Source organism: Leifsonia sp. Leaf264 (assembly GCF_001422325.1).
In the GTDB taxonomy this organism is placed as follows: Bacteria; Actinomycetota; Actinomycetes; order Actinomycetales; family Microbacteriaceae; genus Orlajensenia.
In genome coordinates, this window is the sequence record NZ_LMMR01000001.1 from 625,046 (window position 1) to 646,026 (window position 20,981).

Sequence of the window (20,981 nt, forward strand, 5' to 3'; positions counted from 1 at the left end):
TCGGATCGTCTCCCCGGCGACCTGGTGGAATGACGAGCACCGGCGGCCGTCACTGCGGCTACTGGCGCGCCCGTAGCCCAGTCGGCGAGCCGACGGATAGGCTGCCCAGACTGCATTGGCGTTGATCACGAAGGAGTGACGTGGGCACCGACTCCCCCCGCACGAGCAGGCACCGCGGCACGAAGGTTCTCGTCGGGCTCCTCGTCAGCGTGCTCGTGATCGCCGTCGTCGCCGCGGGTGTCGGCGTCTGGACAGTCCATCGCTCCTTCCCCACCCTGTCCGGTCGCATCGACCTCTCCGAGCTGCACCGCGACGTGACCGTGTACCGCGACTCCGCCGGCATCCCGCAGATCGTCGCCGAGACGGCGACAGACCTGTTCATGGCGCAGGGCTACGTGACCGCGCAGGACCGCTTCTGGGAGATGGACTTCCGCCGGCACGTGACCAGCGGCCGCCTCGCCGAGCTCTTCGGCGAGAGCCAGGTGCCGACCGACACCTTCATCCGCACCCTCGGCTGGCGCGCTGTGGCCGAGAAGGAGGTGGAGCTGCTCGACAAGACCACGGTGAGCTACTACCAGGCCTACGCCGACGGCGTGAACGCCTACCTGAAGACGCACTCCGGTGCTGACATCTCCCTCGAGTACGCCGTGCTCGGCCTGCAGAACCCCGGCTACACGCCGTACAAGTGGACCGTGGCCGACTCGCTCGCGTGGCTCAAGGCCATGGCCTGGGACCTCCGCTCCAACCTCGAGGACGAGATCGACCGCGCCCTGCTCTCCACGAAGCTCACGCCGAAGGAGGTGGCCCAGCTGCACCCCGCCTACCCCTTCGACTCGCACCCGACGATCGTCGGCGGCGCCGTCGCCGCTCCGGCATCCGTCTCATCGACCCCGATCGACACGGATGCGGCGAGCACGGCCGCGACGGCATCGGCCCCGGCGCTCCGCCAGCTGCAGGCCACTCTCGCCGGCCTTCCTCAACTGCTCGGCCCCGCAGGAAACGAGATCGGCTCGAACTCGTGGGTGGCCTCCGGCGACCTGACCGACACCAAGGCCCCCATCCTCGCGAACGACCCGCACCTCGGCGCCGTGATGCCCTCAGTCTGGTACCAGGTGGGACTGCGGTGCGTCGAGGTCACGACGGACTGTCCCTTCGCCGTGGCCGGCTACAGCTTCTCGGGTGTGCCCGGGGTCATCATCGGGCACAACCAGAAGGTCGCCTGGGGCTTCACCAACCTCGGGCCCGACGTCGCCGACCTCTACCTCGAGAAGGTGTCGGGCGACGACTACGAACTCGACGGCGCGACGATCGCCCTGCGCTCGCACACCGAGACCATCAACGTCGCCGGCGGCGATCCCGTCACGATCGAGATCCGTTCCACCGAGCGCGGGCCCCTCGTCACGGGGATCAGCGACGCCTTCGCATCGATCGCGTCGGACTATCCGGAATCCGCCGACCTGCCGACGGCCGACTACGCGCTCTCGTTGCAGTGGACGGCCCTGACGCCGGGCCGCACCGGCGCGGCCATCTTCGCGCTCGACAGGGCCGCGAACTGGGACGGCTTCCGCGCCGCGGCTGCCCTGTTCGACGTGCCGTCGCAGAACCTGCTGTACGCCGACGTCGACGGGAACATCGGCTACCAGGCTCCCGGCCTCATCCCCGTGCGCAAGTCCGGAGACGGCACTGTCCCCCTCCCCGGCTGGACGAGCGCCAACGGCTGGTCTGGCTTCATTCCCTTCGACGCCCTGCCGAGCGTGCTGAATCCGTCGAGCGGATACATCGCAACGGCGAACAACGCGGCGGTCGGTCCCGACTATCCGGCGCTCATCACCGAAGACTGGGACCTGGGCTACCGTGCCCAGCAGATCACCACGCGGCTGCAGAAGGAGGTCGAGGCGAAGCATCCGATCACGACGAAGACGATGTCCTCGATCCAGGCTGACGACCTCGACCTGAACGCCGTCACCCTGGCGCCGATCATCGCGAAGCTCGACCTGTCCGGGGATGCGAAGAAGGGGGCGACGCTGCTCTCGACGTGGGACCACCATGACGACGTCGACAGTGCGGCGGCGGCCTACTTCAACATGACCTGGCGACACCTGCTCACGGCCATGTTCGACGACAAGCTCCCCGACGGCACGAAGCCGGCCGGCGGCGACCGCTGGTTCGGTGTCGTCGGCTCCTTGCTCGACGATCCGGAATCGCCGTGGTGGAGGAACGAGAAGCTCGGCATCGAGGGCCGCGACGCGATGCTCGCCTATGCGGCGGAGCAGGCATGGGACGAGGGCGTCGAGTCGATGGGATCCGACCGGAAGCGCTGGACGTGGGGGCAGCTGCACACGCTCGAGCTCACCAATTCGAGCTTCGGCGAATCCGGCATCGCGCCGATCGAGTGGCTGTTCAACCGCGGACCGTATTCCGTCGGCGGCAGCTCCTCGGTCGTGAACGCCGTCGGCTGGGATGCCACGGAGAGCAGCTACGACGTGCACTGGGTGCCGTCGATGCGCCAGGTGATCAGCCTCGCCGACTTCAACGATTCCACCTGGATCAACCTCACCGGGGCATCCGGCCACGCCTTCCACCCGAACTACGACGACCAGACGCCGCTCTGGCAGTCGAACCAGACGCGACCATGGAAGTTCACGCTCTCCGCCATCGAGAAGGCGGCGAAGGACACCCTGGTGCTGAAGGCCACGCAGTAGCGTCGCGGCTCGCCCGGCCGCATCCATACCGTCCGGCGGACGTCCGCTGCCATACTGACCGGGAGCACGCGCTCAGAAGGTCAGGTGCTGTACATGAAGTCATGGACTGTCGTCATCATCCTCGCGGCGGCGCAGTTCGTCATGGTCCTCGACGGCACCGTGATGAACGTGTCGATCTCCACCGTCGTCGCGGACCTCGACACCACGGTCTCGGCCATGCAGGCCGCGATCACCTTCTACACCCTCACGATGGCCTCGGCCATGCTCCTCGGCGCGAAGCTGGGCGACGTCTGGGGCCGTCGACGGGCCTTCGTGATCGGCTCCTGCATCTACGCCGTCGGCTCGGGGCTGACGGCACTCGCCCCGAACATCGGCGTCCTGTTCCTCGGCTGGTCGGTCATCGAGGGACTGGGAGCCGTGCTCGTCATCCCGGCCATCGCCGCCCTCATCGCCGACAACTACACCGGCCGGGCAAGGATCACGGCCTACGCGATCATCGGAGCGACCTCCGGAGCCGCCGTCGCCGCAGGTCCGCTCATCGGCGGGTTCGTCACGACGTACTTCGACTGGCGCTACGTCTTCGTGGCCGAGGTCGTGATCATGGCCGGAGTCGTGCTCTGCGCCCGGTTCATCACGGATGCGACGCCTCCCCGTGCCGTGCGCATCGACGTGCTGAGCGTCGTGCTGTCGGCCTCGGGACTGATCCTGCTCGTCTTCGGCATGCTGCAGACCAAGGTCTGGGGCTGGGTGATCCCCCTCGCTCCCCCGCAGATCAACGGGGTGGAGATCGCCCCGTTCGGCATCTCACCGTCGGCCTGGCTGATGCTCATCGGCGGCTTCCTGATCTGGATGTTCGTCGTACGCCAACGCCGTCTGGTCGACACCGGCCGGCCACCGCTCCTGCAGGTCTCGATGTTCGGCATCACGCAGCTGCGCAGTGGCCTGTCAGTGCTCGGTGCGCAGTACGCGATCACGGCCGGCCTGTTCTTCATGGTGCCCGTCTACCTGCAGATGACGCTCGGCCTCAACGCCGTCGAGACCGGCCTCAAGATCTTCCCGCTCTCCGTCTCCCTCATCGTGTTCTCCTTCGTCGGCACGGTGCTGTCCCGTCGCTGGTCGCCACGGCGCATCGTGCGCTGGGGGCAGGTGATCCTGGTAGTGAGTTCGGTCGTTCTGCTCGGATCCGTCGACGAAGACCTCCGCGGCCTCGCGTTCGGCATCGGCATGTTCACGGCCGGATCGGCCCTCGGACTGCTCGCCTCCCAGCTCGGGAACGTCAACATGTCCAGCGTGCCGCCCGAACAGACCAGTGAGGTCGGCGGACTCCAGGGCGTGTTCCAGAACCTCGGATCATCGCTCGGCACAGCGCTCATCGGCTCGGTGCTCATCGGAGCCCTGTCGACGTCGTTCGCCGCGGGAGTCGCAGCCAGCACCCTGCCCGCCGAGGCGAAGAGCGTGATCGCGGAGCAGACGGAGGGCGGGGTCGAGATCATCCCGTCGTCGACCGTCGACACCATCGCCACCGACGCGGGGCTGTCGAGCACGGATGCCGCGAACCTGACGCGGATCTACGGCGACGCCCAGGTGTCGTCCCTGCGAGTGGCCTTCTTCGGCCTCATCCTCATCGCGTTCTTCTCGCTGCTGTTCTCGCGCGGGATCCCGTCGGCGGCACCGGTGCGCACCCCGAAGGCGGTACGAGCCGGATGAGGCTCAGTCCTCGGTGAAGCGCTCCAGCTGCTGGTCGAAGTCGTCGAGGGGCAGGCCCAGGTCGCGGCGCAGCATCGACCGACTGATGAGCAGGCCGAGGTACTCGGGATCGTCGGTGTTCTCGGTCTCGGCCATCATCTCGAGGCCGAGGGTGTACCAGCGCTCTGCGGTGGTCTCGTCGCCGTTGTCCTCGTAGGACTCGCCGATCATCGTGTAGAACGCGAGATCGACGGGGCGGGCGTCGAGCACTTCGGCGGCGAGGGCGCCGGCCGTCTCGAGGTCGCCGGCGACGAGGGCGAACTCGATGAACGTCGGATGCGCCTCGAACGGCTCGGCGTCGGCGTGGTCGCGCGCCCGGCCGGCCAGACTGTGGGCGTGCTCGAGGTCACCAGCAGCGTGCCTGTGCTCGGCCGCGATGAGCAGCAGGAGCGGGGCGGTCAGCTCGCCACCGAGGGTGTAGGCCGCCGTGTCGGTGGCCCAGGCCTCGATGACGTCGGCCATCTCGCGGTGCTCATCGGGCGTGAGCGGAACCTCGTCGCCGGTCTCGGCCAGGTCGTCGGGCAGGTCGACGATCTCCTCGTAGCTCTCGTCGAGCTTCTGGAGGTCGTCCTCGGTGATCAGCTGGGGCATGGTGTCTCGCCTATCGAACGGGCCAGTCGCGCTCGACGGAGCCCGTGTAGAGCTGCTGCGGGCGACCGATCTTGGTCTGCGGATCCTCGTTCATCTCGCGCCAGTGGCCGATCCACCCGGGCAGGCGGCCGATCGCGAACAGCACGGTGAACATCCGGGTCGGGAAGCCCATGGCCTTGTAGATGACTCCGGTGTAGAAGTCGACGTTGGGGTAGAGCCTGCGCTCCTTGAAGTAGTCGTCCTCGAGGGCGATCTGCTCGAGCTCCTTGGCGATGTCGAGCAGGGGGTCCTGCACTCCGAGCGCCTCGAGCACGGCATCCGCACTCTCCTTGACGAGCTTGGCGCGCGGGTCGTAGTTCTTGTAGACACGGTGGCCGAAGCCCATGAGGCGCACACCGGCCTCCTTGTTCTTCACCCGCTCCACGTACCGGGCGACGCCCTCGCCGGAGTCGCGGATCTCCGCGAGCATGGTGAGCACGGCCTCGTTGGCGCCACCGTGCAGCGGCCCGAAGAGGGCGTTGATGCCGGCGGACACCGACGCGAACAGGTTGGCCTCGGTCGAGCCGACGAGACGCACGGTCGACGTCGACGCGTTCTGCTCGTGGTCCTCGTGCAGGATGAGCAGGCGCTCGAGGGCCTGCGAGACCACGGGGTTGACCTCGTAGGTCTCGGCGAGGTTGCCGAAGTTGAGCTTGAGGAAGTTGTCGACGAAGCTCAGCGAGTTGTCGGGGTAGAGGAAGGCCTGGCCGATCGACTTCTTGTGGGCGTACGCCGCCATCACGGGAAGCTTGGCCAGCAGGCGCACGGTGGCCAGCTCGACGTGCTCGGGGTTCTTCGGGTTCAGCGAGTCCTGGTAGTACGTCGACAGGGCCGAGACGCCGCTCGACAGCACCGACATGGGGTGCGCGTCGTGCGGCAGGGCGCCGAAGAACTTCTTGAGGTCCTCGTGCAGGAGGGTGTGGCGACGGATGCGGTTGTCGAAGTCGCTGAGCTCGCTCGGGGTCGGCAGCTCGCCGTAGATGAGCAGCCAGGCCGTCTCGAGGAAGGTGGCGTTCTTCGCGACCTGCTCGATCGGGTAGCCGCGGTATCGGAGGATGCCGGCGTCGCCGTCGATGTACGTGATCGCCGACTTGGTGGCGGCGGTGTTCACGAACCCGTAGTCGAGGCTCGTCAGGCCCGTCTGCTTCGTCAGCGTCGAGAAGTCGATGCTCGATGCCCCGTCTGCACTGGGCAGGATCGGGAATTCGGCCTGACCGCCGGGGTAGCTGAGTACAGCCTTCTGTGACTGGCCGTCCAGTGCCTCGTTGCCCACATCGCCTCCTGAGCGCTTGAAGATCATGGCGGGGAACACGGCAATGCTCTGTGAAGCAACCGTGAGAACCCCGCATACAGCCTAATCGGCACGGCGGCATACTGTCGCATCGGCCAAGACCCGGCAGCATCCGTTGACGGAACCGACAGGACGACGGCTCAGCGAACCGACGAGAGCCGCTCAGCCGCCGCCGCTATGCGCTCGTCGGTCGCCGTGAGCGAGAAGCGAACGTGCTCCGGGAAGATGTCACCGTAGAAGTGGCCGGGGCCGGCCAGGATGCCGAGCTCGGCCAGTCTGTCGATGCTCTCCCAGGCGTCGCGACCCTCCGTCGCCCACAGGTAGAGCCCGGCCTCGCTGTCGTCGACGCGGAACCCTGCGGCCTGCACTGCCGGCAGGAGCACGGCACGGCGTGCCCGATAGAGCTCGCGCTGCCGGTCGACGTGCTCGTCATCGCCGAGGGCAGCGACCATCGCCTCCTGCAGGGGTGCGGGAAGCATGAGGCCGGCGTGCTTGCGCACAGTGGTGAGCTGGGCGACGATGTCGCCGCATCCGGCCACGAAGGCCGCACGGTAACCGGCCATGTTGGACTGCTTGCTGAGCGAATAGATGGCGAGGGTCCCGCGCCGGTTCTGTCCGATCACCCGCGGGTCGAGGATGCTCGGGATGCGCTCCTCGTTCCACGGGGCGTCCCAGCCGAGCTCGGCGTAGCACTCGTCGCTCACGATCACGGCCCCGAGCTCGCGTGCGCGGGCGACGGCTGCCTGCAGCTGCTCGATGGTGAGCACCCGTCCGTCGGGGTTGCCCGGCGAGTTCAGCCAGATGAGCTTCGTACCCTCGGGCCACTCGGCAGGATCGTCGGAGGCGAGGGACTCCGCTCCCGCGAGAGCCGCGCCGATGGCGTAGGTCGGATAGGCGGCCCGGGGATGCACGACGATGTCACCCTCCCCGACTCCCAGCATGAAGGGCAGCAGCGCCACGAGCTCCTTGGAGCCGATCGTCGGCAGCACGTTGCGCTCGGACATCCCGGTGACCCCGCGGCGGCGCTCGTACCAGTCGATGATGCCTCGACGCAGCGCCGGCGTGCCGACCGTGAGCGGGTAGGCGTGAGCATCCGTCGCGGAAGCGAGTGCGTCTCGGATGACGACGGGAGTCGGGTCGACGGGTGAACCGATCGAGAGATCCACGATCCCGCCGGGATGACGGCGGGCACGTTCGGCGAACGGCGCCATGGACTCCCAGGGGTAGTCAGGCAGCGGCTTCAGCACGCGGACGCCGGCTAGTGGGCCTGGGGCGGCAGCGCGAGGATGACGGGGTGGTCCTTCGGGATCACGCCGATCTTGGCCGCTCCACCGGGCGACCCGATGTCGTCGAAGAACTCGACGTTTGCCTTGTAGTAGTCGGCCCACTGCTCGGGGAGGTCGTCCTCGTAGTAGATGGCCTCGACGGGGCAGACCGGCTCGCAGGCGCCGCAGTCCACGCACTCGTCGGGATGGATGTACAGCGAACGTTCGCCCTCGTAGATGCAGTCGACCGGACATTCGTCGATGCAGGCGCGGTCCTTGACGTCCACGCAGGGAAGAGCGATCACATAGGTCACAGTGCAGGAATCCCTTCAACGAGCCGTAACGGCAAGTCTACGCAACCTCCGGCGGTGTGAGCGCAGTCGGCCGAACGATGGAGCGGACTCAACCCGCTGCGCGATGAGCATGCTGCGCCCGCGGTGGCAGCGACGGCCAGGCGAGAACGAGCGCCGCCGTGAAAGCCGGTGTCAGGGTCCAGATGACGCTGAGGATCCCCTCCGGGATGAGCACGGACCCGCCGAAGCTCGGGAGGGTGAACAGTGCCACGATGCCGACGAGACCGACGGCGCAGGCGCCGACGATGAGCCTGTCGTGCATCACGAGCCGGAGGCCGACGAGCAGCGACACCACGGCGATGATGGCCAGGATCAGCCCGATCGGGACGTCGACCCCGGCGATCGCGACTGTCGTGGTGTGCGCGACCGTTCCGACGGCTCCCACGACGACACCGATGACGAAGGCGAGCACCACGGACCAGATCCTGTTGCCGACTGTCGTCGGTTCGGCGACGGATGCGGCCCGCGAGGCCGTCGCCGCTGTCGTCGAGGCATCCGCTGACCCGCCGTCAATTGCGTCGTCGACCAGCTGGAAGCTCTCCGTCGCGGCGCCGGCGGCGTCGGCCGTGGCTCCGGTCGCTCCACCGAGGACGACGAGGGCGTCGAGCTTGGCGTCGCGCTGGAGTCCGATGTCGATGCGGCGCGAGGGCTCGGCGCCATCGGTCACCCGGAACAGCGGCACGCCGAGGCGGTGGGCGGCCTCGCCGGCGGCCACGGCGACGGCAGCGGCCGCCGGCGAGGCGACACCGGGAGCGATCAGCACCGTCGCAGCGCGGTTCTCCGCAACGTCGACCACGTCGCCAGGCCCGGCCGCGACGACGTGATCGCCCCCGGTGAGACGTGCGAGGGCGTCGTGTTCGCCCGGCGACAGCGGGAGAGCCGTGATGAGCGTGCTCGTACCACCCTCCTCGACGACTCGGGCCATGGTGCCTCCGGCGACGGCGACGGCGGAGCGGGCGTCGGGGAAGACGAACACGGCGCGATCCGCTCGATTCGCCATGCCTTCTCCGTCCCGTGACCCGATCGGCGCGCTCGCGCCACTGCTTGGATTCTAGGCGGCGTCGGCCGCCGAGACCCTGCGGGCTGGACAGCGCCGAGAGGGCGGGTTAGAGTCGTAGCCGGTTAGGTTAGCCTTACCATCACTTCCAGCCCTCCCCCATCGCTCCATCGGAATCAGCGTGCTCGCAAACTTTCTCATCGGCCTGCGTGAGGGCCTCGAAGCCGGCCTCATCGTCGGCATCCTCGTGGCCTACCTGCAGAAGCTCGGGCGGCGCGACGTGCTCCCGCGACTCTGGATCGGCATCGGGATCGCGGTGGCGCTCTCCCTCGGTGTCGGCGCAATCCTCACCTGGGGCCCGTACGGGCTGAGCTTCCAGGCGCAGGAGATCCTCGGCGGCACGCTGTCGATCCTCGCCGTCGCCCTCGTCACCTGGATGATCTTCTGGATGGGCAACCACGCCCGCGGGCTGAAGCACGACCTGCAGTCCAAGCTCGACGTGGCCCTCGTGGGTGCAGCATCCGGGATCGTCGTCCTCGGATTCCTCAGCGTCGGCCGCGAGGGCATCGAGACGGCCCTGTTCGTCTGGGCGACTGTCAACGCGAGCGGCAACGCCGGTATCGCCACCATCGGAGCGCTGCTCGGCATCCTCACCGCCGTCGCGATCTCCTACCTGATCTACCGCGGCCTGATCCGCATCAACCTCTCGCGGTTCTTCACCTGGACCGGTCTGTTCCTGATCCTCGTGGCCGCCGGAGTCCTCGCCTACGGCATCGGCGACCTGCAGGAGGCCGGCGTCATCCCCGGCTGGGGCCAGCCCGCCTACAGCCTCGCCGGAGCCATCCCGCCCTCCAGCTGGTACGGCGCGCTGCTCGGCGGCGTCTTCAACTTCACGCCGGAGCCGACCTGGGCCCAGGTGATCGGCTGGCTCGGCTACGCCGTCGTCGTGACCTTCTTCTTCCTGCGCCAGATCTTCACCCGCACAGCACCCGCTGCGACGGCGCCGACGGCAGCACGTCCGGTCGACGCCCCCCTCGCCGACAGCGGTGTCGCTCGTTCGGCCTGACCCCCTTCCCACAGCACGTCCATCACAGGAGCCCATCCATGAAGAGAACTCTGTCCGTCGGCCTGGTCGGCGCAGGGCTGATCGCCCTCACCCTCACCGGGTGCGTCCCCAACAACGCCGGTGGCACTGCAGTGTCCGTCGCCATCGCGGATGACGCCTGCGACGTCTCCACCGACACCACGGAGTCGGGCGCCGTCACCTTCGAGCTCAGCAACAGCGGCACCGACGTGAACGAGTTCGAGATCCTCGCCGAGGACAAGCTCCGCATCGTCGGGGAGAAGGAGAACGTGACACCGGGGCAGACCGTCTCCTACGTCGCGCAGCTCGAGCCCGGCACCTATTACACGGCCTGCAAGTTCCAGCTCATCGGCTCCCCCATCGGACTGGCCGAGTTCACCGTCACCGGTGACGCCACAGCGGTCGACGCCGATGCCGCCGAGCTCAACGACGCCGCCGTCACGAACTACATCGCCTACATCCGCTCGCAGGTCGGCGAGCTCATCCCGGCCGTGGCCGCCCTCACCACGGCGTACGCCGCCGGCGACGACGAGACCGCACGCGGACTGTTCGCCCAGACCCGCGCCTTCTACGAGCGCATCGAGCCGACGGCCGAGGCGTTCGGCGACCTCGACCCCAAGATCGACTACCGCGAGGTCGACGCCGTGGCCGAGGGCCTGGACTGGACCGGCTTCCACCGCATCGAGAAGGACCTCTGGCCGCCGGCACAGGGTGACCTCAACTCCGACGGCACCAGCGCCTTCCTCGACTGGGCACCGTCGACCACCGAGGAGCGGGCGGCGTTCGCCGCCGGGCTCGTCGCAGACACCCAGCAGCTGCACGACCTCGTGAACGCCGACGACTTCACCGTGAGCGTCGCCGACATCAGCAACGGCTCGATCGGCCTGCTCGACGAGGTCGCCAGCGGCAAGATCAGCGGCGAGGAGGACTGGTGGTCCGGGACCGACCTGACCGACTTCCAGGCCAACGTCCAGGGCGCAGAGGTGGCCTTCGGCAACGTCGAGGCCATCGCGCTCAGCAAGGGCGACGACGGAAAGAGGCTCGTCGCCGACATCCAGACCGAGTTCGACGCCCTCGACGCCCTCCTCGCCCAGTACGGCAGCATCGACGACGGCTTCGTGGACTACGCGACGGTGACCGACGCGCAGCGCAAGGAGCTCTCCGACCAGGTCAACGCCCTGTCGGAGCCGCTCTCGCAGCTCACGGCCCTGGTGCTCGGCGAGTAGCAGAGACCCCAGCTCGATGAGCCGGCCCGCGGAGTGCATCCGCCGGTCGGCTCATCAGCTTCTCCACGGATGCAGGAAGTACGATGAGCGGGATGAATCCTGACGCCGGCACCGATTCGGCGCCCGAGAACCCGATCCCGGCCGAGCCTGTCGCGGCAGCGCCTTCGCCCGCCCCTGCAGCGCCATCCGGCCTGTCCAGGCGTGGCCTGTTCGGGCTCGTCGGCGCCGGAGCAGCCGGACTCGTCGTGGGCGGAGCGGCCGGGGCTGCGGTGGGAGCGGCAACGGCGTCGGCATCGTCGCAGAGCGCTGCCGTCTACCCCTTCTACGGCGCCCGCCAGGCCGGCATCACGACGCCGGCCCAGGACCGCCTGCACTTCGCCTCCTACGACATGTCGGGCAGTGCGGATCGCTCCGACCTCATCGAGCTGCTGCAGGACTGGACCTACGCCGCGGCCCGCATGACCCAAGGCCTCGAGGTGACCGATGGCGGAGCTGTCGGGGGCTCGCCTCTCGCGCCGCCCGCCGACACCGGGGAGGCCCTCGGCCTGCCGGCCGCCGGCCTCACGATCACCTTCGGGTTCGGCCCGACGCTGTTCAGCACCGACGACGGCGAGGACCGCTTCGGCATCGCGGCCAAGCGGCCGGACCTGCTCACCACGCTGCCGCGCTTCTCGGGTGACTCGCTCCGTCCCGCTCTCGGCGGCGGCGACCTGTGCATCCAGGCGTGCGCCGACGACCCCCAGGTGGCCGTCCACGCCATCCGGAACCTCAGCCGCATCGCCTTCGGGCGCGCCTCCATCCGCTGGTCGCAGCTCGGCTTCGGCCGCACATCGTCGACCTCGACCTCCCAGGTCACGCCGCGCAACCTGTTCGGGTTCAAGGACGGCACGGCGAACGTGAAGGCCGAGGACACCAAGCTCGTCGACGACCAGGTGTTCGTCGGCTCCGGCGACTCGCCGGCCTGGCTCGCCGGCGGCAGCTACCTCGTCACCCGCAAGATCCGCATGATCATCGAGACCTGGGACCGCACCAGGCTCGAGGAGCAGCAGCGGGTCATCGGGCGCGACAAGGGCGAGGGAGCACCGCTCTCGGGCGGCACCGAGTTCACGGCTCCGGACTTCGAGGCGCAGACGGCTGCGGGCACGCCGGCGATCGACGATGCCGCTCATGTGCGGCTCGCGCACCCCGACGTCAACAACGGCGCCAGCCTCCTGCGCCGCGGCTACAACTTCGTCGACGGCAACGACGAACTCGGCCGCCTCGACGCCGGCCTGTTCTTCATGTCGTACCAGCGCTCACCGCAGCAGTTCATCGACATCCAACGCAGTCTCGCGTCCGACGCCCTGAACGAGTACATCAAGCACGTCGGCTCGGCGATCTTCGCCGTCCCGCCCGGTGCGCACGACGGCTCCTACGTGGGCGCGCCGCTGTTCGCCTGAGTCGGGCCGGGTCCGACTACTTCGCGACCGGCGTCACGGTGTAGAGCAGGCCGTCCTTCGTGCCGGCGACGAGAACCGTGTAGTCGTCGTTCGTCATCGCGACGAAGCCGCCGTCCTCCGTCGTCGCGGTCGCAGCGGTGTCGTCGGTGACGAAGCCGGCATCCTCGAGTTGTGCCGTGGCCTCCGCGATCGGATCGGCGGCCGTCGCATCGACGGTCACGATCCAGCCGCTTCCGTTCTCGCCCTGGCCTCCGGCGCCCACCAGGATCTTCCCGTCGACGACGGGAACCTCCTCAGGCCACCCCTTCGGCAGCTTCCCGCCGACGCTCACCTTGCCTCCTGTGGCCTGATCCACCGCCGATTCGACGATCCCGCAGCCGGCGAGGGCCGGGGTCAGCAGCAGGGCGACGGCGATCGCGGGAACAGCCAGACGGGCGCGGATCGGCATGGTGTCTCCAGAGGTTCGGGTCGTTCCAGCGTACGCGGGGCATCCGGTACGACAAAGGGTGCCGGCATCCGTTCTGCAGGAGAGCGGATGCCGACACCCGAGGTGTCGCGAACGACTAGTTCTGGTTCTGCTTCTTCAGGCGCGAGGTGGAGCGGGCACGCGACTGCGCGTCGAGCTCGACCTTGCGGATGCGCACGTTGGCCGGCGTGACCTCGACGCACTCGTCCTCGCGGGCGAACTCGAGGCACTCCTCGAGCGAGAGCTGACGAGACGGCGTCATCGACTCGAAGGTGTCGGAGGTGGACTGACGCATGTTGGTCAGCTTCTTCTCCTTGGTGATGTTCACGTCCATGTCGTCGGCGCGCGAGTTCTCGCCGATGACCATGCCCTCGTAGACCTCTTCGGTGGGGTTCACGAAGAAGCTCATGCGCTCCTGGAGGGCGATGATGGCGAACGGCGTGACGACGCCGGCGCGGTCGGCGACGATCGAGCCGTTGTTGCGGGTGACGATCTCACCGGCCCACTCGTCGTAGCCGTGCGAGATGGCGTTGGCGATGCCGGTTCCGCGTGTGGTGGTGAGGAACTCGGTGCGGAAGCCGATGAGGCCGCGCGACGGAACGATGAACTCCATGCGCACCCAGCCGGTGCCGTGGTTGGCCATGTTGTCCATGCGGCCCTTGCGCGATGCCATCAGCTGAGTGATGGCGCCGAGGTACTCCTCGGGAGCGTCGATGGTGAGGTGCTCGTACGGCTCGTGCAGCTTGCCGTCGACGCGCTTGGTGACCACCTGCGGCTTGCCGACGGTGAGCTCATAGCCCTCACGACGCATCTGCTCGACGAGAATGGCGAGAGCGAGCTCTCCACGACCCTGGACCTCCCAGGCATCCGGGCGTCCGATGTCGACGATCTTGAGCGAGACGTTTCCGACCAGCTCGCGGTCGAGGCGGTCCTTGACCATGCGCGCGGTGAGCTTGTGGCCCTTCACCTTGCCGACGAGCGGCGAGGTGTTCGTTCCGATGGTCATCGAGATCGCGGGGTCGTCGACGTGGATCTGCGGAAGCGGACGAACGTCGTCGGGGTCGGCGAGGGTCTCACCGATGGTGATGTCCTCGAAGCCGGCGACGGCGACGATGTCGCCGGGGCCGGCGCTCTCGGCCGGGTAGCGGTCGAGCGCGCGGGTCTTCAGCAGCTCGGTGATGCGCACGTTCTTGACCTGGCCGTCGTGACGCACCCAGGCGACGGTCTCGCCCTTCTTGAGCGTGCCGTTGAAGACGCGCAGCAGCGCGAGGCGGCCGAGGAACGGCGAGGCGTCGAGGTTGGTGACCCAGGCCTGGAGGGGAGCCTCGTCGTCGTACTTCGGAGCCGGGATGTGCTCCAGGATGGCGCCGAACAGCGGCTCGAGGTCGTCGTTGTCGGGCAGGGTGCCGTTCTCGGGCTTGTTGAGGCTCGCGGCGCCGTTGCGGCCCGAGGCGTACACCACGGGAACGTCGAGGATCGCGTCGAGGTCGAGGTCGGGGACGTCGTCGTGCATGTCGGAGGCGAGGCCGAGCAGGAGGTCCTGGCTCTCGGCGACGACCTCGTCGATGCGCGCGTCGGGCCGGTCGGTCTTGTTGACCAGGAGGATGACGGGGAGCTTGGCCTCGAGCGCCTTGCGCAGCACGAAGCGGGTCTGGGGCAGGGGGCCCTCGGAGGCGTCGACGAGGAGGACGACGCCGTCGACCATGGACAGGCCGCGCTCGACCTCTCCACCGAAGTCGGCGTGGCCGGGGGTGTCGATCACGTTGATGGTGATGGCACCGTCGGTGGCGTGGACGCCCTTGTACGAGATCGCCGTGTTCTTGGCGAGGATCGTGATGCCCTTCTCACGCTCGAGCTCGTTCGAGTCCATGGCACGCTCTTCGACGTGGGCGTGGTCGGAGAAGGAGTGCGTCTGTCCGAGCATGGCGTCGACGAGGGTCGTCTTGCCGTGGTCGACGTGAGCCACGATGGCCACATTCCGGATGTCTGAGCGCAGGGCGATTGCCATAAGTCTTGTCCTTGGTTTCTTCGGTTCGCGCTCTGTGCGATCATCGGGCGTCGGCTCGGTGTCGGGCGCGCAAGGCGTCGCGGATGCGGCGCTCAGGTGGGGTCTGCGGGTCGGCGCGCAGAAGTGCGCACAGCCCAATCACTCGAGTTTAGCCTGTAATGCTGAACGGCGGGTCCATGTGGACCCGCCGTTCACCAAGTCGTCGCCTGATCAGGAGGCGAGCTCGATGTTCCCGCCCGGAATGGCGGCCAGGAGATCCTGCGTGTACTGCTTCTTCGGGTTGTCGAAGACGTCGTCGGTCGCCGAGTACTCGACGATCCGGCCCTTCTGCATGACGGCGACGTGGTCGGCGATCACGCGCACGACGGCGAGGTCGTGCGTGATGAAGAGGTACGTCAGGTCGAGCTCCGCCTGCAGGTCGGCGAGCAGTCGCAGGATCTGAGCCTGCACCAGCACGTCGAGAGCCGAGACGGCCTCGTCGAGGATCACGATCTCGGGCTTCAGCGCGAGCGCCCGCGCGATGGCGATGCGCTGACGCTGTCCGCCCGACAGCTCGTTCGGGTAGCGGCTCACCAGCATCTTCGGCAGGGACACCTGGTCGAGCAGCTCGAACACTCGGGCCTGACGCGACTTGCGCGTTCCGACGCCGTGCACGGCGAGCGGCTCGCTGATGGTGTTGCCGATGTTGCGCAGCGGGTTGAGAGAACCGTAGGGGTCCTGGAACACCGGCTGCATCCGGCTGCGCAGGTTGAACAGCTCCTTGCCGCCCAGTGCGTTCAGGTCCTTGCCACCGACGATGATCTTGCCGCTCGTGGCGTCCTCGAGCTTGAGCAGCATCTTCGCGACGGTCGACTTGCCGGAACCCGACTCGCCCACGAGCGCCATCGTGGTGCCCTTGGCGATCTGGAACGAGACGCCGTCCACGGCCTTGAAGTCGCCGGATCCGCGGATCTTGTAGACCTTGGTCAGGTCCTCGACCACGATCGCAGGAGGCAGCGCCTCGGCGGCCGAGTGCAGCTCGGCGCGCGCCTCGGCCGTCGCGATGAGGTCGACGACCTCGGCGACAGGAGGCGTGTGCGTGTGCGAGTGAACGACGAGCTCACCCAGCGGCTTGTCACTGGCTTGGATGCGGCGCGAGGCGAGGCTCGGTGCCGCGGCCACCAGACGCTGAGTGTACGGGTGCTGCGGGTCCTTCAGGATCTTCGCCGACGGGCCGGACTCGACGACGCGGCCCTTGTACATGACCACGAGCTGCTCGGCGCGCTCGGCTGCGAGGCCGAGGTCGTGCGTGATGAACAGCAGGGTCGTGCCGAGGTCGCGCGTCAGGGTCTCGAGGTGATCGAGGATCACCCGCTGGACCGTCACGTCCAGCGCCGAGGTGGGCTCGTCGGCGATGAGCAGCTGCGGGTTGGCGGCCAGGCCCATGCCGATCAGCACGCGCTGGCGCATGCCGCCGGAGAACTGGTGAGGGTACTGCTTGAGGCGGCGGTCGGCGTCGCCGAGGCCCGCCTGCTTCAGCACCTCGATGGCCCGCGCGCGCACGGCCTTCTTGCCGCTGGCGATCCCGTTGGAGCGGATAGCCTCCTCCACCTGGAAGCCGATGCTCCAGACGGGGTTGAGGTTCGACATCGGGTCCTGCGGGACGAAGCCGATACGACGTCCGCGGATGTCGTCCATCTCCTTGGCGCTGGCCTTGGTGAGGTCCTGTCCGTCGAGCAGGATCTGCCCTCCGGTCACCTTGCCGGTGCCGGGGAGCAGGTTGATGATGGCGTGCGCCGTCGTCGACTTGCCGGATCCGGACTCCCCCACGATCGCGAGCGACTGCCCGCGGTACAGGGTGATGTTCACGCCGTCGACGGCCTTGACCGTGCCGGTCTGGCTTGTGAAGCCGACCTGGAGGTCCTTGATCTCGAGGATCGGGCGTTCGGTGTTCTCAGAGTTCACGGTGTTCCCGTCTTTGCCTGTCGTCACTGTGCTCACCGTGCGGCCCTCGCCTTCGGGTCGAGCGCATCACGCACGACCTCGCCGAGCATGATGAAGCTCAGCACGGTGAGGGACAGGGCGATCGACGGGTAGATCAGGGTCTGGGGAGCGACGCGGAGGTCGTTCTGCGCCTGGCTGATGTCATTGCCCCACGACATGGTCGTACCCGGCAATCCGACACCGAGGAAGGACAGCGTCGCCTCGGCGACGATCGCGGCCGCGAGCGAGATCGTCGTGACGACGATCACGGGCGCGATCGAGTTGGGCAGCACGTGACGCAGCAGGATGCGGAAGCGCGAGACTCCGATGGCCGTCGCGGCCATGACGTAGTCGGCGTTCTTCACCCTGAAGATCTCGGCTCGGAGGACGCGGGCCGTGGACGGCCACGCGAAGATTCCGATCGCGAGCGAGATGACCCAGACGCTGCGGTAAGCGGAGAAGACGCTCATGATCACGACGGCGGCGAGGATGTAGGGGATCGAGAAGAAGATGTCTCCGACCCGGGACAGCACACCGTCGACCCAGCCGCCGTAGAACCCGGCCAGCGCTCCGAAGACGATGCCGAGCACGAAGACCAGCACAGTCACGATGATGCCTACCGACAGGGAGGTGCTCGTGCCGTAGACGATGCGCGCGTAGATGTCGCAACCCTGTTTGGTGTAGCCGAGCACGCTGCCGTCTCCGGGCCCGTCGAGGCTCTTGGAGAGCTCGCAGAACGCCGGGTCGACAGAAGTGAACAGGCTCGGGAAGAGGGCGACCATGACGATCACGAGGATCATGACGGACGAGATCCAGAACATCGGGCGCTTGCGCACGTCGTGCCAGGCGTCGATCCAAAGGTTGGACGGCTTGCCGTCGGTCTTCACCTGGTCGATCGCGACGAGCGGTGTCTCCTCGAGCGGGGCGACGAAGTGATTCTGCTGGGAATTCCTACTTTGCATAACGGATCCTCGGGTCGAGAACGGCGTACAGAAGATCCACCAGCAGGTTCACCACGAGGTAGATCAGCACCATCACCGTGACGAACGCGACGACGGTGGGGCGCTCTCCTCGGATGATGGCCTGGTACAGGGTGCGCCCGACGCCGGGCACGTTGAAGATTCCCTCGGTCACCGTCGCGCCGACCATCAGCGTGCCGAAGTCGACGGCGAGGTAGGTGACGACGGGGATGAGGGAGTTGCGCAGGATGTGCACGGGAACGATGCGACGACGGCTGAGGCCCTTGCTCGCCGCTGTGCGCACGAAGTCCTGTCCGCCGGTCTCGATGACTGACGACCGTGTCAGTCTCTGGATCTGGGCGAAGCTGATTGTGGCCAGCACGATCGCGGGCAGGATCAGGTCCTGTAGTGGAGCACCCGGCCCGACCGTTGCCCGGAACCAACCGAGGTTGATGGCGAACACGAGCTGGGCGACGAAGGCGATCACGAAGATCGGCAGCGAGATCAGCACGAGGCTCACGGCGAGAGCGCTCGAGTCGAAGAACTTGCCCTTGCGCAGACCGGAGATCAGGCCGACGCTGATGCCGGCGATCATCTCGAAGAAGATGGCGATGACGGCCAGGCGCAACGTGACCGGGAAGGTCTTGGCGAGGATCTCGGTGACCGGCTGGCCGGAGAAGGAGATGCCGAAGTCGCCGACGAAGATCCCCTTGAGGAAGAGCAGGTACTGCACGATGAACGGCTGATCGAAGTGATAGCGCTCACGGAGCTGCTCGATCACGGCGGGATTCGGCGTCTTGTCGCCGAACAGGGCCACGATCGGGTCACCCGGCATGGCGAACACCATGAAGTAGATGAGGAAGGTGGTGCCGAGCAGGACAGGCACGGCCTGAAGCACTCGACGAAGGATGTAACCGGCCATGGATCAGGCCCCGCAATCCGGGGTTTTTGGCATGAGAGAACCAATCTGTCTTTCAAGCTCGATGACTCCAGAGTAGCGCTGTGACGCAATCTGCAGGATGAGCGTGGGAGTGGGGCGGCAGCTGATAGCTACCGCCCCACAGAGTGCTTCAGGAATACTAACCCCTCAGCGGTGTGCCGCGAGAATTACTCGGCGGCGGTCTTCGTCACCTCGTAGTACAGCGGGACAGAGTTCCAGCCGAACTGGACGTTGTCCACGTTCTCGCTCCATGCGCCGTTGACGGTCGCGTACCAGAGCGGGATGGCCGGCAGGTCCTTGAAGAGCTGGACCTGAACGTCCTGGAACTTCTTGTTCGCGGCGTCGAGGTCGGTCTCAGCAAGGCCCTCGGAGAGGAGCTTGTCGACATCCGGGTTCGAGTAGTCGCCGTCGTTCGAGCCTGCGCCCGTGCCGTAGAGCGGTCCGAGGAAGTTGTACAGAGCCGGGTAGTCGGCCTGCCATCCGGTGCGGAACGCCGTCTGGATGCTGCGGTCGGTGATCTTCGTGCGAGCCTCAGCGAACGTCGGGTACGGGTCGCCGGAGGCGTCGATGCCGAGAACGTTCTTGATGCTGTTCGACACAGCGTCGACCCAGCCCTGGTGGCCGCCGTCGGCGTTGTAAGCGATCTTGAAGGTGCCGTCCCACGGAGCGATGGCGTCAGCCTCGGCCCAGAGCTTCTTGGCCTCGTCCGGGTTGTACTTCAGGACGTCGCTGCCGTCGAGGTCTTCCGAGTAACCGTCGATGACCGGCGACGTGAAGTCGTGGGCCGGCGTACGGGTGCCCGAGAAGATCACGTCGGTGATCTCGTCGCGGTTGATGGCCATCGAGATGGCCTGGCGACGGAGGTTGCCCTCTTCACCGGAGAAGTGCGGCAGTCGCGCCGGGATGGTGAACGACTGGAAGATCGCAGCAGCCTGGTTGACGCTGCGGTCGCCGAACTCGTCCTCGTAGGTTCCGAGCGCGCCCGAGGGGATCGCGTCGAGAACGTCGAGGTTTCCACCCTGGAGGTCGGCGTATGCCGCTTCCTGCGTGGCGTAGAAGATGACGTCGAGGCCACCGTTGACGACCTTGCGGCCACCCTTGTAGTCGTCGTTCTTCACGAGCGAGATCTTCTCGTTGTGCTCCCACGCGCCGTCTTCAGCGAGCTTGTAGGGACCGTTTCCGATCGGGTTCTCACCGAAGGCGGCGATGTCCTTCCACGCTGCCTCGGGCAGCGGGTAGAACGCCGAGTAGCCGAGGCGCAGCGGGAAGTCGGACTCCGGCTGGCTCAGCGCGACGGTGAAGGTCGTGTCGTCGACGACCTTGAGGCCCTCGAGCTCGGGGACGTTCTTGTCGTAGCTGAAGCCCTTGATCGACTCGAAGAAGTAGCTCGAGAGCTGGGCGTTGTCGAGAGCGGCGCCGTAGTTCCAGGCCTTCACGAACGACTCGGCCGTGACGGGCTCACCGTTGGTGAACTTCTGGTCGGGCTTGATCTTGATCGTGTAGTTCTGAGCGTCGTCGGACTCGATGGACTCGGCCATGTCGTTGACGGGGGCACCCTTGGCGTCGTAGTACACGAGGCCCGCGAAGATGGCGTCGAGGATCTTTCCGCCGCCGACCTCGTTGGTGTTGGTCGGGATGAGCGGGTTCTGAGGCTCAGATCCGTTCGTGGTGATGATTGCGGTCGCGTCGCCCTTGGGCGCCTCGTCTCCGCCGCCGCCGGTGCTGCAGCCGGACAGGATGAGTGCTCCCGCCGCGGCAAGAGCGATGGCTGCAACGCCAAATCTCTTGGTTCTCAATTTTCCTCCTGGTGAAAAGGGCTTCGCCGCCTCGGTTTTCGAGCGCGCACGATGGCCTGAGTAACTACAAAATATGGAGCGCGGAGGCAGAAACCAAACTGTGCCGGGAAACGTTAC

16 protein-coding genes are annotated in these 20,981 nt (G+C 67.2%); 5 read left to right on the forward strand and 11 right to left on the reverse strand.

Going from position 1 to position 20,981, the window contains the following annotated elements:
• Positions 1–140: 140 nt before the first annotated feature.
• A complete protein-coding gene (locus ASF30_RS02895; RefSeq protein WP_055901200.1) occupies positions 141–2,702 on the forward strand; it encodes a penicillin acylase family protein in 2,562 nt (853 codons plus the stop codon).
• Positions 2,703–2,795: 93 nt separating this feature from the next.
• Positions 2,796–4,409, forward strand: coding sequence for an MFS transporter (locus ASF30_RS02900; protein ID WP_055902437.1), 1,614 nt, complete (start codon positions 2,796–2,798; stop codon positions 4,407–4,409).
• A 3-nt stretch (positions 4,410–4,412) separates the two neighbouring features.
• Here ASF30_RS02900 and ASF30_RS02905 read toward each other — a convergent pair whose 3' ends face one another.
• From ASF30_RS02905 to ASF30_RS02925, 5 genes are all read right to left on the reverse strand, one after another.
• Complete coding sequence (locus tag ASF30_RS02905) at positions 4,413–5,039, reverse strand: hypothetical protein (RefSeq protein ID WP_055901203.1); 627 nt, start codon at positions 5,037–5,039, stop codon at positions 4,413–4,415.
• Positions 5,040–5,049: 10 nt separating this feature from the next.
• Positions 5,050–6,378: a citrate synthase gene (locus ASF30_RS02910; protein ID WP_082467469.1), complete on the reverse strand. Its 1,329-nt coding sequence runs from the start codon at positions 6,376–6,378 to the stop codon at positions 5,050–5,052.
• Between the two features lie 131 nt (positions 6,379–6,509).
• Positions 6,510–7,616, reverse strand: a complete 1,107-nt coding sequence (gene dapC, locus ASF30_RS02915) for a succinyldiaminopimelate transaminase (RefSeq protein WP_327063119.1) — start codon at positions 7,614–7,616, stop codon at positions 6,510–6,512.
• An 11-nt stretch (positions 7,617–7,627) separates the two neighbouring features.
• Positions 7,628–7,948, reverse strand: a complete 321-nt coding sequence (gene fdxA / locus ASF30_RS23080) for a ferredoxin (protein ID WP_055901208.1) — start codon at positions 7,946–7,948, stop codon at positions 7,628–7,630.
• Between the two features lie 88 nt (positions 7,949–8,036).
• Positions 8,037–8,987 (reverse strand): hypothetical protein, encoded by a 951-nt coding sequence (locus tag ASF30_RS02925; protein WP_055901211.1) that lies wholly within the window; start codon positions 8,985–8,987, stop codon positions 8,037–8,039.
• 178 nt (positions 8,988–9,165) lie between these two features.
• On the opposite strand from ASF30_RS02925, the gene efeU reads away from it, so the two are divergent.
• The 3 genes from efeU (at position 9,166) to efeB (ending at position 12,733) form a co-directional block, all read left to right on the forward strand.
• Positions 9,166–10,050, forward strand: a complete 885-nt coding sequence (gene efeU, locus ASF30_RS02930; protein ID WP_055901214.1) for an iron uptake transporter permease EfeU — start codon at positions 9,166–9,168, stop codon at positions 10,048–10,050.
• A 38-nt stretch (positions 10,051–10,088) separates the two neighbouring features.
• Complete coding sequence (gene efeO, locus ASF30_RS02935) at positions 10,089–11,294, forward strand: iron uptake system protein EfeO (protein ID WP_055901217.1); 1,206 nt, start codon at positions 10,089–10,091, stop codon at positions 11,292–11,294.
• A 92-nt stretch (positions 11,295–11,386) separates the two neighbouring features.
• Positions 11,387–12,733 carry an iron uptake transporter deferrochelatase/peroxidase subunit gene (gene efeB / locus ASF30_RS02940; RefSeq protein ID WP_082467401.1) on the forward strand — a complete coding sequence of 449 codons (1,347 nt, stop codon included), beginning with the start codon at positions 11,387–11,389 and terminating at the stop codon, positions 12,731–12,733.
• Positions 12,734–12,749: 16 nt separating this feature from the next.
• On the opposite strand, the gene ASF30_RS02945 is transcribed toward efeB, so the two are convergent.
• The 6 genes from ASF30_RS02945 to ASF30_RS02970 form a co-directional block, all read right to left on the reverse strand.
• Positions 12,750–13,181: a hypothetical protein gene (locus ASF30_RS02945; protein WP_055901220.1), complete on the reverse strand. Its 432-nt coding sequence runs from the start codon at positions 13,179–13,181 to the stop codon at positions 12,750–12,752.
• A gap of 115 nt (positions 13,182–13,296) precedes the next feature.
• On the reverse strand, positions 13,297–15,207 hold the full coding sequence (gene typA / locus ASF30_RS02950; RefSeq protein ID WP_055901223.1) for a translational GTPase TypA: 1,911 nt from the start codon (positions 15,205–15,207) through the stop codon (positions 13,297–13,299).
• A 210-nt stretch (positions 15,208–15,417) separates the two neighbouring features.
• Positions 15,418–17,178, reverse strand: coding sequence for a dipeptide ABC transporter ATP-binding protein (locus ASF30_RS02955; RefSeq protein ID WP_442914948.1), 1,761 nt, complete (start codon positions 17,176–17,178; stop codon positions 15,418–15,420).
• A gap of 5 nt (positions 17,179–17,183) precedes the next feature.
• Complete coding sequence (locus ASF30_RS02960) at positions 17,184–18,131, reverse strand: ABC transporter permease (RefSeq protein ID WP_055901225.1); 948 nt, start codon at positions 18,129–18,131, stop codon at positions 17,184–17,186.
• Entirely contained in the window at positions 18,121–19,050 is a 930-nt protein-coding gene (locus ASF30_RS02965; protein WP_055901228.1) for an ABC transporter permease, read from the reverse strand. The genes ASF30_RS02960 and ASF30_RS02965 overlap by 11 nt, the downstream gene beginning before the upstream one ends.
• 185 nt (positions 19,051–19,235) lie before the next feature.
• The gene (locus ASF30_RS02970; RefSeq protein WP_055901231.1) at positions 19,236–20,864 is read right to left on the reverse strand and encodes a peptide ABC transporter substrate-binding protein; all 1,629 of its coding nucleotides are present in this window, start codon (positions 20,862–20,864) and stop codon (positions 19,236–19,238) included.
• Positions 20,865–20,981 lie beyond the last annotated feature (117 nt).